Origin of the sequence: Dactylosporangium sp. NBC_01737, from assembly GCF_035963215.1 — a bacterium.
Taxonomy (GTDB): domain Bacteria; phylum Actinomycetota; class Actinomycetes; order Mycobacteriales; family Micromonosporaceae; genus Dactylosporangium.
On record NZ_CP109153.1, the window covers coordinates 1,235,189 to 1,248,936 of the forward strand.

Here is a 13,748-nt window from a genome sequence, read left to right on the forward strand (position 1 = left end):
CGATCTACTTTTTACCCGGATGTCACCCACTAAATCGTGAAGAATGGTCGCTATTCGTCGTATCCGAAGGCATACCGGGGGAACCGATGGACGATCACAGGCCCTCAGGGCCCGCGGACTGGCCGGCCGACCTCTGCGCCTGGGCGGGCGGGCTCGCGCTCGCGATCACCATCGCACCCGCCCCGCCCGCGCTGTTCGCCGTCGGGGTCGCGATCGTGCTGGCCACCGCGCTGCACACGGCGATCGCCTGGCCGGTCCACCTGTACCGGCGGCGCTACGGCCGCGGCACGCTACCGGAGCTGCGGGCCCTCGCCCTCACTGTCGCCGGGACCGGCGCGCTGCTGTGGGCGCTGGCCGGCGTGCAGAACCTGCCGGACGAACGGGTCGCGGTCGTCGGCACGATGACCGCACTGCTGGCGATGGTCACCGGCCGCGCCGCCGGCCGGCTGCGGCGCGAGCGCCGGCTGCGGGTCTCCCCCGCGTCCGGCGCGGCCGTGCCGGTCCTGGTCTTCGGCGCCGGCGCCGCCGGGCACCGCCTGCTGCGCTCGATGGCGCACGACCCGCACTGCCGGTACCGGCCGGTCGGGATCGTCGACGACGACCCGGCCAAGCGCAACCTGCGGGTCGAGGGCGTCGCCGTGCTCGGCGGCCGGTCCTCGCTGATCGCCGCGATCGAGCGGACCGGTTCCCGGGTCGTCATCTTCGCCATCCGGGCCGGCGACGGCGCGCTGCTGCGCGACGTGCGCACGATGACCACCGCCGCGGGCCGGGTGCTGAAGGTGCTGCCGTCGATCAACGAGAGCCTGGAAGCCGGCGCAGGCGGCCCGGTGGGTGTGGCCGAGGTGCGCGACGTGCGCCTGTCCGACCTGCTCGGCCGCCGCCAGATCGACACCGACCTGGCCGCCATCGGCGACTACCTGACCGGCCGGCGGGTGCTGGTCACCGGCGCCGGCGGCTCGATCGGCTCCGAGCTGTGCCGGCAGCTGCACCGCTTCGGCCCGGCCGAGCTGATGATGCTCGACCGCGACGAGTCGGCCCTGCACGCGGTGCAGCTGTCGATCCACGGCCGGGCCCTGCTGGACAGCCCCGAGCTGATCCTCGTCGACCTGCGCGACGCCGCGTCGATCGCGGCCGTCTTCGCCGAGCGCCGGCCGGAGGTGGTGTTCCACGCCGCCGCGCTCAAGCACCTCACCCTGCTGGAGCGGCACCCGGCGGAGGCGGTGCAGACCAACGTCCTCGGCACGCTCAACGTGCTGTCGGCGGCCGCGTCGGTGGGCGTGGAGCGGTTCGTGAACATCTCCACCGACAAGGCGGCGAACCCGGCCAGCGTGCTCGGCTACTCGAAGCGGGTCACCGAGCGGCTCACCGCGCACCGCTCGACCGTCGCGGCGGGCACCTACCTCAACGTCCGCTTCGGCAACGTGCTCGGCAGCCGCGGCTCGGTGGTCACGGCCTTCCAGGCGCAGATCGCCGCCGGCGGCCCGGTCACCGTCACCGACCCGGACGTGACCCGCTTCTTCATGACCGTCCAGGAGGCCGTGCAGCTGGTGATCCAGGCCGCGGCCCTCGGCGCCGGCGGCGAGGCGCTGGTGCTGGACATGGGCAGCCCGGTGCGCATCGACGAGCTGGCGCACCAGCTCGCCGCGCAGGCCGAGCGGCCGGTCGACTTCGTCTACACCGGTCTACGGCCGGGCGAGAAGCTGCACGAGGAGCTCTTCGGCGACGGCGAGACCGACCTGCGGCCGCTGCACCCGCTCATCTCGCACGTGTCGGTGCCACCGCTGGACCCGGCCCTCGCGCTCGCCCTGGACGTGCGCTCGGCGCCGGGTGCCCTGGTCGGTCAGCTCGCCGACCTGTGCCTGGTGCCGCACGTGCCGGACTCGGTCATCGCGGTGCCGACGCTATCTGCCGCTCGTACCAGCTGACGGTCTGGGCCAGGCCCTGCTCCAGCGGGACCGGGTCGTGGCCGGGGAACAGCTCGCGCAGCCGGGACGACTCGGCCTGCGAGTCACGCACGTCGCCGGGGCGGGCCGGGTCGAAGACCACGTCGACCGGCCGGCCGGTCAGCCCGCGGATCATGTCGATCAGGTCGACCAGCGAGGTGCGCGTGCCGAACGCCAGGTTCACCGGCGTGGGACTGGTGACCCGGCGGACCGCGGCGTCGGTCAGCAGCCGCGCGACCGAGCCGACGAAGGTGAAGTCCCTCGTCTGCCGCCCGTCGCCGTGCACGTGCAGCGGCTGCCCGCGCAGCGCCGCGTCGGCGAACGTGGGGATCACCGCGGCGTACGCGTGCCCGACGGACTGCAGCGGGCCGTACACGTTGAAGAAGCGCAACGCGAGCACCGGCAGCCCGTAGGTGGCCCCGTAGGCCAGGACCGCGGACTCGGCGGCGAGCTTGCTGGCCGCATACGGGCTCTGCGGCCGGGTCGGCAGCTCCTCATGCTTGGGCAGGACCTGCGTCGGGCCGTACACCGACGATGAGGACGCCGTGATGATCGGCGTGCCGCCGCGGCGGCAGGCCTCCAGCACGTGCATCGTGCCGGTGGCGTTGACCAGGTGGCTGCGCAGCGGGTCGGCGACGGACCGCGGCACCGACGGCCGGGCGGCCAGGTGGATGACCACGTCGGCGCCTCCGACCGCGTCGTCGATCGCGGGCCGGTCCAGGATGCTGCCGGTGATCAGCGTCGCGCCGACGCGGTCGAGGTTGCCCTCACTGCCCGTGCTGAGATCGTCGAACGCGACGACCTCGTCCACGGCCACGTGATTGACCAGCTCCCGGCACAGGTTTCCCCCGATGAACCCCGCGCCGCCGGTGACCAGAACTCTCATCAACGGGTCCAACGCCGGGATCCGGGCACAGGTGACGCCCCGTGCGCGGTCGCCGCTTTTGCGGAGGAAGCAGTCCTTTCGGACATCACCGTGCGGAGCGTCTCCGCTCAGAAGTTGACCAGGAACTCGTAGACCGTCCGCTCGCCCTCGTTGCCGGCCAGGTCGATCGCCCCCGCCTCGAACGTCGGGAAGGAGTCCAGCGGGGTGTAGGCGATCGTCGCCGTGCCGCCCGGCCGCTCCAGGTAGACGTAGCGCCGGTCGCCGCCGCCGTTGAGGTACACGAACCCGATGACGTCCCGGTCGCCCCGCGCGTCCAGCGTGAAGGTGCCCGGCACGCCCACCTGGCCGTGCGGCTCGCCGTCCTGCGGGAAGTCGGCGGAGCTGACCAGCGGCAGCGTCGTCGGCGGGGTCAGGTCGACGACCAGATAGCAGGTCTTCGACCAGGCCGAGGTGTCCGTGCCGTCTGAGGCCCGCGCGGCCCAGGCGACCACCGTGCCCTCGGTGAGGCCGTTCAGGTCGAGGTAGGTCCCGCCGGCCGGCCCGCGCACGTCGTGGCGCTGCTCCGGCGCGCCGAGCGGCCACCAGGAGAACGTGACGGCGGGGTTGCCGCCGTCGGCGTCGGTCGCGGTCACGGCGACCCCGGCGGTGTAGTTGGCCGGCCGTGGCCGCGCGGGCGTGCCGCAGCGACCGTCGCGCACCAGCCCCGGGTCGCGCACCACGGGGATGGCGTTGTGCGTGACGAGCAGCTGTGGCTTCGTGACGAGCAGCCCGGTCCCGGCCGTCGCCTCGGCCGCCTGGGCCACGCGCAGTTCGAGGGTGAGCGTCCGGTCGCCGCGGCCCACCGCGGCGGCCACGGCGCCGGCGATCGACGTGTTCAGCGACCACCAGCCGGCACAGCCCAGGGTCCACTCGCCGAGCAGCTCCAGCTCCGCCGGCGCGTTGCGCCAGGTCGGCGTCTCGCCGAGCTTCCCGGTGCGCCACAGCTGCACCGGCACCGGTGCGGCGCACGCCGCGTCGGGCGTCATCGTCGTCGACAGCGACGCCGCGCCAACGCTGTTGCCCTTGTACCCCGTGAGGTCGAAGGCGAAGTACGAGCGCCGGGTGTGGGTGCCGGCCGCGTCGACGGTCGTGCCGGCCGGCAGGTCGCCGGGCGGGTCGACGAACGCGGTCCGTGGCTGCTGCGCCTCGGTGTACGCCGAGGTGGCCGGCACCATGCTCGTCTGCGCGGCGGACGCGGGCCGGGCCCCGACCACCACGGCGGCGGCCAGCCCGACGGAGAGCGCTGCCACCTGCGGCAGCGCCCTGCTGATGCTCTGCATTTGTCGTTCCTCCCCGTTACCGCCCCGGCATTCCCCGGGGCGGACGGGATCAGGATAGCGACGGCGGTAACTGCCCGCCGCCCCTCGACGGCGTTACGGCAGCCTGGGCAGGATCTCCTTCGCCAGGGCGTTGGCGAACTCGACCGGGTGGCGGTCGGGCATCGTCATGACCTCGGTGATGCCCAGCCCCTGGTACGCCTCGACGTCGCGCAGCCAGGCGTCGGGGTCGGCGAGGGGCGGCCGGGTGACCACCGCCGTCTTGACGATGGTGTCGTAGTCGCGGCCCTCGGCGGCGCAGTGCCCCCGCAGCACGTCGAGCTTCGCGGTGACCTCGTCCGGGTTGTTGGCGAAGATGTTGCAGGCGTCGGCGTACTTCGCGACCAGGCGCAGCGTCTTCTTCTCGCCACCACCGCCGACCATGATCATCGGTCGGGGGTGACCCAGCGGCGGCGGGGAGTTGAGCGTCTCCGTCAGCTGGTAGTGGGTGCCCTGGTAGGGCCCGTTGTCGTCGCTCCACATCTGCAGGCAGATCTGCAGGGTCTCCTCGAGGCGCTCGAAGCGCTCCCCCATCGGCACGACCGGCACGCCCAGGCCGCGCTGCTCCCGCTCATACCAGGAGGCGCCGATGCCGAGCCGGGCGCGGCCGGCCGACAGCACGTCCAGCGTGGTGACGATCTTCGCGAGCAGGCCCGGGTGGCGGTACATCACCCCCGTCACCAGCAGACCGAGGGTCATCCGCTCGGTCAGGGCCGCGACGTAGCCCAGCGTGGTGTAGCCCTCCAGCATCGGCTCGTCGGCCGGTGCCATGGCCTCCATCTGGAAGTAGTGGTCCATGACGGTGAAGGAGTGCACCCCCGACTGCTCGGCGATGAGCGCGGTCTCCCTCAGCGTCGGTGCGATGGCCGCCGGATCGGCCGGCGTCGAGAAGTTCCAGTAGTGCAGACCCAGCTTCATGACTCCATCATTGCCCCGGACCGCCGTAGTGACACGGCGGTCCGGGGCGATGCGTCCGCTACAGCAGCCCGCGGGCCGCGAACGCGGCCCGGGTGGCCGCAGCGGCCGAGGTGCCGTAAAGCCGAGTTGCCGCGTCCACGGTGGCCTGGGCCGCCGCCGAGAACGTGGTGTCGACCGCGAAGGCGAACTGCGCCTCCACGATCAGGGTGCTGGCACGGGTGTCACCGAGCGCGGCACGGATGTCCCACAGCGCGCGGGACCAGATCTCGCCGTCGGCGTGGACCTCGCCGACGACGTCCTGCGGGTAGTGCTTCGTGCCGTCGAGCCGGCGCAGGCAGTGCGGCACGGTGCTGGTGTAGGACACGGAGTCCCAGTCCGCGACGCACGCCTCGGGTGTGCGGGCCGGCACGCCGGTGGCCCAGCTGCTGACCACCACGGCGAGGTAGTCGCCGAACGCCTCACCGATCGAGCCCGACTCCAGCGTCGTGCCGAATCCGGGCACCTGGCCGTCCTGCACCGAGTGGCCGTACTCGTGCACGATGACCTCGGCGTCCTCCGCGTCGTCGACCCCACCCTTGCCGAGGGTGATGTTGGCCTTGTCGTCGCGGAAGAACGAGTTGTCGCCGCCGTACTGGTCGATCCGAACCTCGATCCGGCGCTGGTTGACGGGGCGCAGCGCCGAGCCGAAGCCCAGGTGCTGCAGGTACAGCTGCGCGGTCGTCACCCAGTAGTAGCCCATCACCTGCTCGAACTGGTCGGCGTCGCGATGCCATGCGGGGAACGCGCCGTCGACCGCCAGGGCCGCCTTACCGGTGGAGCTCTTCACGATCACGTACCGGCCGGACAGCCTGCCGGACCCGTCGAGGTCGGTGAGCGTGACCCGACGGTAGGCGGGTGCGAACGCCGGGCTGTCGGCGTCCTTGTCATCGGCCAGGTTCTGCAGCCCGAGCGTCTGGACCGGGTTGGGGAAGAACACGGTCGCGGCAGCCGAGCCGGCTGGCGTGGCGTACGCCGATCCGGTTGCCCCGGCGGACACGGCCGCGGTCACCACCATCGTCAGTGCGAGCATTCGACGCATTCGCCGCATTCGCCGCCCCTTCCTGAGACCTTCGTTCAGGAAGAAGCGCGGTCCCCGCCGGGCGCGTTACCTGACGGCCTGGTGAATCAGCCGGACGTCGGGCTCCCGGTACACCGCGAAGCCGCCCTTGCTGCCCTGTTTGACCTGGTACATCGCCATGTCGGCGTCGCGCAGCAGCTCATTGCCGTCACGGCCGCCGCCGCTGATCGCGACGCCGACGCTGGCGCCGACGCGGACCTCGGTCCCGGCGATCTCGAACGGCTCGCCGACGGTGGCGACGATCCGCTCCGCGACCCGGACCGCGACGCCCGCGTCCCCGCCGGCGATGACGATCGCGAACTCGTCGCCGCCGAGGCGGACCACGGCGTCGTCGGCGCGCACCGCGGCCAGCAGCCGGCTGGACACGCCGACGAGGAGGTCGTCGCCGGCGGCGTGGCCGAGCTGGTCGTTGACGGGCTTGAAGTTGTCCAGGTCGACCAGCAGCAGCGCCCGGTCGAGGCCGTCGCCGCCCTCCAGCAGCTCGGTGAGCAGCCGCCGGTTCGGCAGGCCGGTCAGCGGGTCGTGCGAGGCCTGGTGCCGGATCAGCGCCTCGTGCTCGGCGAGCGTGTCGAGGGCGATCTGCTGCTGTTCGAGCATCTCCTCGTTGGCCTTGGTGGTGAGGCGGTGCTCGCGTTCGAACTGGTACAGCAGCCGGCCGATCGCGGTGACGGCGAGGGTCATGGCGACGGCGAGCGCGAGGTCGGCGATGTTGTTGGCCAGCTCGGCGGCGTCGGCGGCCTGCTCCTCCAGGCCGTGCAGGCGGGCGTTGAGCCGGCCGAACTGCGGCTCGGTCTCCCGCTTCTCCAGTGCCTTCGCCTCGCTGATCTTGCCGACGCCGAGCAGGCCGAGTTCGGTGTCCAGCACGGCACGGTACGCGGCGACGCTGCTCCTGAGGTCCTTGAGCGTGCTCGCGGGCAGGTCGCCCTGCAACGCGTCGAGCAGCTCGCGCTCCCGGCCGCGGTTCTCGCCGAGCTCGCGGGCGACGTTCACCGGCGAGTTGCGGTCGGCGACGGCCTTCCACAGCACGGAGCTCTCCTCGTGCAGGAGCATGTTGAGCTCGCTGAGGTGGGACCTCGTCGCCTCGTGGACCTGCGCCCTGCCGTGCAGGGACACGTTGGCGAAGGTCACGCCGCCGAGCAGCACGACCGCGAGCGCCAGCACCCGCGGCCATCGCCACCTGAGCTTCCCGACCTTTCGCATGGCCTGGAGATCGGCACGCACACGCCGACCTTCGGGGTTTTGACCTGGGTATTTGCTCTCAGTACCGGCGAGCGCGGGTCGATTGGCCTGATGGGACGAGACGACCATCACAGGGGGTACCCGTGCCGAGCAGCCTCAGCCGCCGACGGCTGATCATGACCGCGGCCGCCGCGGCGGCGGCCCTCCTGCCGGCGACCGGGTGCGCGGCCAAGGACGACGAGGCCGCGGGCGGCGTGGGGTACGCCGCCGACCGGCCGCCGGTCACGATCGACTTCTGGTACATGCCGTACGGCGGGCCGGTGCAGGACCAGGCCGTCGTCACCGAGGCCGAGGAGTTCCACAAGGCGCACCCGAACATCACGGTCAACCCGGTGCGGGTGCCGTGGGACGAGGCGCTGACCAGGCTCAGCACCGCCTCGACCAGCGGCGAGGGCCCGGACGTGACGGTGCTGGGCACGACCTGGGTGGCGGGGTTCAGCTCGATCGGCGCGCTGCGGCCGTACAGCATCGAGGAGATCGCGGCGGTCGGCGGCGAGGACGTGTTCGCCAAGGCGAGCTGGAGTTCCAGCCACCTCATCACCTCCTCGGACATCACCGCATTGCCGTGGTTGATCGACATCCGGGCGCTGTTCTACCGCACCGACGTCCTGCAGAGACTTGGCCTGGACCCGAAGGAGGCGTTCGCCACCTGGGACGCGTTCGAGGCGACGCTGCAGAAGATCAAGACCTCGGACGCCGGGGTCGCGCCGCTGGCCATCGGCCTGCAGAACAACTTCGGCATCATCCACAACGTGGCCCCCTTCATCTGGGCCGCCGGCGGGGACCTGATCAAGGACGACGGCACGAAGTCGATGCTTGCCGAGCCGGCCGCGGTCGACGGGGTGAGCTACTACCAGCGGCTCATCGGCCTCTACGACGACCCGAGGGCGATGGCGCTGTCCTCCAGCGACGTGCCGCGCGCGTTCGCCGAGGGTACCGGCGCGATCACCATCGACAACTCGCAGTCGGTCGCGGAGTTCGCGTCCAACACCGGCCGGGCCGGGCTCAAGGCCGGTTGGTCGACCGCCCCGATGCCGGCCGGCAAGGCGGGCACGTTCGGCTTCCTCGGCGGGTCCAACCTCGGCATCCTGAAGACGGCCAAGCACCCCGAGGCGGCCTTCGAGTTCGTCCGGTACCTGACGGGCAAGGCGAGCCAGCAGCGCTACAGCGTCAACTCCGGGCTGTGGCCGGCGCGCACCGAGGCGATCGAGGGCACCAAGCTCGCGACCGAGCCCGAATACGCCGCGTTCCGCGAGATGATCCCGCACGGCAAGATGTACCCCTCGGTCTCCGCCTGGATCATCGTCGAGTCGATCATTGCGAAGGACCTCCGGGAGCTGTGGAGCGCGCCGGGCGCCCTCACCCGCGAGCAGGTCCAGGAGATCATGACGAAGACGACCAAGGACATCGACGAGGCGCTGCAGGACCCGACGAACACCGGCCTCACCCCGTAACGGTCGAGGGGGGCGCGCCGCTCCTTCAGCCGTGAACGTGGTCGACCCGGTCTTTGTTGACCGCAGCGGCCGGCGTCGCAGGCTGTTCACCAGTCTCGGTGCCGGCCTGGGCGTGTTGCTCGCGGCGAGCTGCCTGCTGCTGGTCGCGGGGCTGCTGGGCAGCTCGCCGGTGCCGCTGCCCGGCCTGCCGCAGGGCGGGCAGGGCGGCCAGCACCGCGACGGCGCGGAGTCCGGCGTCGGGAGCGCGCCCAGCCCGACCGGCGCGCCGACGCCCGCCGGCGGCGCCGGCGGTGCCGCGGCCGCCACCCCGCAGACGGCAGGGTCGCCCTCGGGCGCATCGGCGACGGCCACCGAGCCGCACGACAACCGCAAGACGTCGCACCCGGGCAACCCGAAGCCGAGCCGGACGAAGTAGCCGTGGCCAGACACGTCTCCCGCCGGGCGCCCCGCGCGCACTGGCTCCTACTACTGCTGGCGATGGCGGTGCTGCTCGCCGAGTTGTGCCTGAACGGCTGGGTGCGCGGCGTCGCCGGCGAGCAGGGACCGGCGCCCGGCGCCGCCGTCTCGGTCCTGCCCGAAGGGACCGGCCCGGTGCTGCAGGTCGGCGCCGACGGCACGGTGCAATCCGCGGCGATGCCGGCCGGGGCGATCGCGCTCACCTTCGACGACGGCCCGGATCCCCGGTGGACGCCGCTGATCCTCGACGCGTTGCGCCGCCACCACGCCCGGGCGACCTTCTTCGTCGTCGGCGCGCGGGTCAACCGGTATCCGGACCTGGTACGCCGCATCGTCGCCGAGGGGCACGAACTCGGCGTGCACACCTTCACCCACGCCGACCTGGCCCGCCTCCCGCAGTGGCGGCAGCAGCTCGAGCTGGACCTCACCCGCAACGCGATCGCCGCCGCCACGGGGCGGACGGTGCGGCTGCTGCGCCCGCCGTACTCCTCGACCCCGTCGGCGCTGCCCGATCTCGCGACGGTCCGCGCCGCGAGCGGGTACCTCACCGTCCTGACCGACCGCGACACCGAGGACTGGCGGCGCCCCGGCGCGGACGCGATCGTCGCGGCGGCGCTGTCCGGCCCCAAGGGTGCCGGCGCCGTGGTGATGCTGCACGACGGTGGCGGTGACCGCTCGCAGACGGTGGCGGCGGTCGAGCGGATCGTGTCCGGCGCGGCCGGCGTCCGGTTCGTCACGGTCTCCGAGGGGATCGGCCTGCCGCCGGACGCGCCGGCCGGCACGGGCGCGGTCGCCCGCGGTCACGCGCTGCGGTGGGCACAGGCGGCCGCGGGCTGGATCAGCACGGCCATGTGGTGGATCATCGTGGCCGGCACCGCCCTGGCCCTGCTCAGGCTGGTCGTCCAGGTGGTCACGGCGCGCCGGCACGCACGGCGGGCCGCCGCTGCGGCGCGCCGGCCGCTGCGGTCCTTCGGGCTGGTGTCGGTCGTCGTCCCGGCCTACAACGAGGCGGCGAACATCGCCTCGACGGTCCGGTCGCTGGTCGGCAACGACTATCCCCAGATCGAGGTGATCGTCGTCGACGACGGCTCCACCGACGGCACCGCCGAGGTGGTGCGCCGCCTCGCACTGCCCGGCGTCCGCCTGATCCGGCAGGCCAACGCGGGGAAGCCGGCCGCGCTCAACACCGGCATCGCGGCCGCCCGCGGCCAGCTGCTGGTCCTGGTCGACGGGGACACCGTGTTCGAGCCCGACGCCGTCGGCCGGCTGGTCCAGCCGTTCGCCGACCCGTCGGTCGGGGCGGTCAGCGGCAACACCAAGGTCGCCAACCGTGGCGGCCTGCTCGGCCGCTGGCAGCACCTGGAGTACGTGGTCGGCTTCAACCTCGACCGGCGGATGTTCGAACTCGGCGAGTGCATGCCGACGATCCCCGGCGCGATCGGCGCGTTCCGGCGCGCAGCGCTGCTGGACGTCGACGGCGTCCCCGGAGACACGCTGGCCGAGGACACCGACCTGACGATGGCCGTGCTGCGGGCAGGGTGGCGGGCCGTCTACGCGGAGCGTGCGATCGCCTGGACCGAGGCACCGGCGACGCTGCGGCAGCTGTGGCGGCAGCGGTACCGCTGGTGCTACGGCACGATGCAGGCGGCCTGGAAGCACCGCCGGGCGATCCGCGAGCGCGGACATCTGGGCCGGCGGGGCCTGGTCTACCTGGCGGTGTTCCAGATGCTGCTGCCGCTGACCGCACCGCTGGTCGACGTCTACGCCCTCTACAGTCTGTACTTCCTGCCGGCGGCGCAGGTGGCGGCGGTGTGGTGCGGCTTCACCGCCCTGCAGGTCCTGGTGGCCGGCTACGCGCTGCGGCTCGACGGCGAGCGGCTGGGTCCGCTGTGGACCGTCCCGTTGCAGCAAGTGGTGTACCGGCAGCTGCTGTACCTGGTCGTGGTGCAGTCCACGGTCGCCGCCCTGCTCGGCGGGCGGCAGCGCTGGCAGGTCATGGCCCGCAGCGGCCTGGCCGCTGCGGCCGTCGCACCGGGCCGGGCGCCGGCGCCGGACCGGCCGGGTCGGCCGTGACGACGTTGGCGGAGACTCATTTGACGCCGTTCACCCACGGCGCGTCCGGACCCGCTGCGCAGGCGTCCGGCGCCGACGCGCTGGACGCCCGGCTCGGGGCGGCCCTCGCCGGCGCGGTCGCCGGCGACGCCGCGGCCTTCGCCGAGCTGTGGCGGGCGTTGCAGCCGCTGGTGCTGCGATACCTGCGGGTCGTCTGCGGCGACGCGGCCGAGGACGTGGCGTCGGAGACCTGGCTGCAGGCATCACGGGACCTGTCCCGGTTCACCGGCGGCACGACCGCGTTCCGGGTGTGGCTGTTCCGGATCGCCCGCAACCGTGGCATCGACGAGAACCGGCGGGCGTGGCGCCGCCGCGAAGAGCCGCACGAGACGGTGCACGAGGTCGGCGAGGCCACCGGAGAGGCGGCCCGGGACGCGGCGCTGGACGCCGGTGACCGGTCCGGCACCGAGTGGGCGCTGCGGATGATCCGCACCCTGCCGACCGAGCAGGCGGAGGCGGTCATGCTGCGGGTCGTGGCCGGGCTCGACGTCGCCGGCGCCGCCCACGTGCTGCGCAAACGCCCCGGCGCGATCCGCATCGCGACGATGCGGGGACTGCGCCGGCTGGCCGAACACCCCGAAGTCCAGGCACACCGCGGCACAGATCCGCGGGAAGGCAGCTGATCATGCCCGATTCCCTAGCTCCTGACGTCGCGGAGCACCTGCTCGACCTGCGCGAGCCGGACGGTGGACGGCATGCGGCCGTCACCGCCCTGCTGGTCGCCGCCGCCGGACCGGCGCTGCCGGGCGAACTGGCCGGCGAGGACTCAGCGCTGCGCGCGTTCCGGCAGACCTACCGTGCCCGCCGGCGGCGACGGGTCGGCCTGTTCGCGGTCGCGGCCGCGGCGATCCTGTCGCTGGGAGGCACCGCGTACGCGACCGGCGCCGACCACCTGCCGGATCCGGTGCAGCGGACCGTGGACTCGCTGTTCGGCGACGGCGGCGGCGACGACGCGAGCCCGGCACCGTCCGCGGCGCCCCGCCCGAGCGCCCCGCCGACCGGGTCGCCCGCGGGGTCGCCGCCGGTGGGCAGCGTCGCGCAGCTGTGCCGCGCGTGGGAGGCGGCCGCGCCGATCCGCACGCCCCGCAGGTCACCGGCGAGGACCGGCAGGCGCTGGCCCACGCCGCGAAGGGCGCCAACGGCATCGACGACTACTGCCGCAGCGTGCTCGCCGTTCCGTCCCCCGCGGCCACGACCACGACCGCACCCGGCCGGCAGGGCACCCTGAAACCCGGCAACGGCGACCCGGGCGGCAGCGCGAGCCGCACCCACCCGGTCCGGCCCTCGCACCCCTGACCTCGGCGCTCACCTGACCTCGGCGCTCACCTGACCTGGGCCCTCACCTGACCTGGCCCTCACCGCCGGGCGGCGTCCAGGGTGGCCCTGACCGCGCCGAGCGGCGTGAGGGCGACCTCGCGGCGGCGGGCGTCGTCGGGTGCGGCCTGCATCGTCACGGCGTCGCGGTCGACCAGTGCCTTGAGGGTCTTGGACACGGCCGGCTGGTACTCCAGCGCCGCGGCCCTCAAGTTCGCCGGCTTTTCGCGGTGTACCTGTGGATCCCGGTCGCCCTGATCGCCGCGCTCGTCCAGCGTCGCCGGCGCTAGTGTACAGACGTACATAGCGAGTGTACGGTTGTACACATGACCGGGGAGAGCATGCGTGAGCGGATGCTCGCGGGGGAGCTGTACATCGCCGACGACCCGCAACTGGGGCTCGACGACGCGCGGGCGCAGCGGCTCGCCCACCGGATCAACACGACGGACCCGACGGACGGCGCGACCATGCGGGCGCTGCTGACCGAGCTGCTCGGCGGCTACGGCGAGGGCAGCCTGATCCGGCCGCCGCTGCGGTGCGACTACGGTTACCAGACCACGTTCGGCGCCCGCTCGTTCGCCAACTTCGGGCTCATCTGCAACGACGTCGCCACGATCACGATCGGCGACGACGTGCAGATCGGCCCAGGGGTCCAGCTGCTGACCTCCACGCACCCGCTGGAGCCGGGCCCGCGGCGCGACAAGTGGGAGGCGGCCAGGCCGATCGTCATCGGCGACAACGTCTGGCTCGGCGGCGGCGTCATCGTCTGCCCCGGCGTCACGATCGGCGCCGACACCGTCGTCGGGGCCGGCTCGGTCGTGGTCCGTGACCTGCCGGCGGGCGTCCTCGCGGTCGGCAATCCCGCCAGGATCGTCCGCCACCTCGACCCGCAGGCGACCGTCCGGTCCGTCGACCCGCAGACGATCGCGCAGCACGACGAACCGCGGGTTTGAG

General features: G+C 73.1%; 13 protein-coding genes. 7 read left to right on the top strand and 6 right to left on the bottom strand.

The annotated features are described in order from the left end of the window. Positions 1-86: 86 nt before the first annotated feature. Positions 87-1,925 (top strand): polysaccharide biosynthesis protein, encoded by a 1,839-nt coding sequence (locus tag OHA72_RS05570; protein ID WP_327006768.1) that lies wholly within the window; start codon positions 87-89, stop codon positions 1,923-1,925. Here the strand turns inward: OHA72_RS05570 and OHA72_RS05575 are convergent. The 5 genes from OHA72_RS05575 to OHA72_RS05595 form a co-directional block, all read right to left on the bottom strand. Next, entirely contained in the window at positions 1,885-2,829 is a 945-nt protein-coding gene (locus OHA72_RS05575) for an NAD-dependent epimerase/dehydratase family protein (protein WP_327006769.1), read from the bottom strand. The genes OHA72_RS05570 and OHA72_RS05575 overlap by 41 nt on opposite strands. A 107-nt stretch (positions 2,830-2,936) precedes the next feature. Then, on the bottom strand, positions 2,937-4,148 hold the full coding sequence (locus tag OHA72_RS05580; RefSeq protein WP_327006770.1) for a hypothetical protein: 1,212 nt from the start codon (positions 4,146-4,148) through the stop codon (positions 2,937-2,939). Between the two features lie 93 nt (positions 4,149-4,241). Continuing rightward, positions 4,242-5,102, bottom strand: a complete 861-nt coding sequence (locus OHA72_RS05585; RefSeq protein ID WP_327006771.1) for an LLM class F420-dependent oxidoreductase — start codon at positions 5,100-5,102, stop codon at positions 4,242-4,244. A gap of 58 nt (positions 5,103-5,160) precedes the next feature. Continuing rightward, positions 5,161-6,171: a M36 family metallopeptidase gene (locus OHA72_RS05590; protein WP_327006772.1), complete on the bottom strand. Its 1,011-nt coding sequence runs from the start codon at positions 6,169-6,171 to the stop codon at positions 5,161-5,163. Positions 6,172-6,246: 75 nt separating this feature from the next. Next, positions 6,247-7,419, bottom strand: a complete 1,173-nt coding sequence (locus tag OHA72_RS05595; RefSeq protein WP_327006773.1) for a diguanylate cyclase domain-containing protein — start codon at positions 7,417-7,419, stop codon at positions 6,247-6,249. A 122-nt stretch (positions 7,420-7,541) separates the two neighbouring features. Here OHA72_RS05595 and OHA72_RS05600 point away from each other — a divergent pair, with 122 nt between their 5' ends. From OHA72_RS05600 to OHA72_RS05620, 5 genes are read left to right on the top strand one after another with little or no spacing between them, the layout of a single operon-like run. Beyond that, complete coding sequence (locus OHA72_RS05600) at positions 7,542-8,912, top strand: extracellular solute-binding protein (protein WP_327006774.1); 1,371 nt, start codon at positions 7,542-7,544, stop codon at positions 8,910-8,912. Positions 8,913-8,943: 31 nt separating this feature from the next. Then, the gene (locus tag OHA72_RS05605) at positions 8,944-9,327 is read left to right on the top strand and encodes a hypothetical protein (protein WP_327006775.1); all 384 of its coding nucleotides are present in this window, start codon (positions 8,944-8,946) and stop codon (positions 9,325-9,327) included. A gap of 2 nt (positions 9,328-9,329) precedes the next feature. Next, positions 9,330-11,441 carry a bifunctional polysaccharide deacetylase/glycosyltransferase family 2 protein gene (locus OHA72_RS05610; protein ID WP_327006776.1) on the top strand — a complete coding sequence of 704 codons (2,112 nt, stop codon included), beginning with the start codon at positions 9,330-9,332 and terminating at the stop codon, positions 11,439-11,441. Positions 11,442-11,461: 20 nt separating this feature from the next. After that, a complete protein-coding gene (locus tag OHA72_RS05615; protein ID WP_327006777.1) occupies positions 11,462-12,103 on the top strand; it encodes an RNA polymerase sigma factor in 642 nt (213 codons plus the stop codon). A gap of 2 nt (positions 12,104-12,105) precedes the next feature. Then, the gene (locus OHA72_RS05620; RefSeq protein ID WP_327006778.1) at positions 12,106-12,708 is read left to right on the top strand and encodes a hypothetical protein; all 603 of its coding nucleotides are present in this window, start codon (positions 12,106-12,108) and stop codon (positions 12,706-12,708) included. 127 nt (positions 12,709-12,835) lie between these two features. Here the strand turns inward: OHA72_RS05620 and OHA72_RS05625 are convergent, their stop codons facing one another. Next, the gene (locus OHA72_RS05625) at positions 12,836-13,006 is read right to left on the bottom strand and encodes a hypothetical protein (RefSeq protein WP_327006779.1); all 171 of its coding nucleotides are present in this window, start codon (positions 13,004-13,006) and stop codon (positions 12,836-12,838) included. Between the two features lie 114 nt (positions 13,007-13,120). On the opposite strand from OHA72_RS05625, the gene OHA72_RS05630 reads away from it, so the two are divergent. Then, complete coding sequence (locus tag OHA72_RS05630; RefSeq protein WP_327006780.1) at positions 13,121-13,747, top strand: sugar O-acetyltransferase; 627 nt, start codon at positions 13,121-13,123, stop codon at positions 13,745-13,747. The last annotated feature ends 1 nt before the right edge of the window (position 13,748 follow it).

Bases quoted from the DNA above. Each gene is read 5' to 3' on its own strand.
- OHA72_RS05630 (WP_327006780.1), top strand. From the start codon at position 13,121: ATGACCGGGGAGAGCATGCGTGAGCGGATGCTCGCGGGGGAGCTGTAC.
- OHA72_RS05590 (WP_327006772.1), bottom strand. From the start codon at position 6,171: ATGCTCGCACTGACGATGGTGGTGACCGCGGCCGTGTCCGCCGGGGCA.
- OHA72_RS05580 (WP_327006770.1), bottom strand. From the start codon at position 4,148: ATGCAGAGCATCAGCAGGGCGCTGCCGCAGGTGGCAGCGCTCTCCGTC.
- OHA72_RS05585 (WP_327006771.1), bottom strand. From the start codon at position 5,102: ATGAAGCTGGGTCTGCACTACTGGAACTTCTCGACGCCGGCCGATCCG.
- OHA72_RS05595 (WP_327006773.1), bottom strand. From the start codon at position 7,419: ATGCGAAAGGTCGGGAAGCTCAGGTGGCGATGGCCGCGGGTGCTGGCG.
- OHA72_RS05575 (WP_327006769.1), bottom strand. From the start codon at position 2,829: ATGAGAGTTCTGGTCACCGGCGGCGCGGGGTTCATCGGGGGAAACCTG.
- OHA72_RS05570 (WP_327006768.1), top strand. From the start codon at position 87: ATGGACGATCACAGGCCCTCAGGGCCCGCGGACTGGCCGGCCGACCTC.
- OHA72_RS05620 (WP_327006778.1), top strand. From the start codon at position 12,106: ATGCCCGATTCCCTAGCTCCTGACGTCGCGGAGCACCTGCTCGACCTG.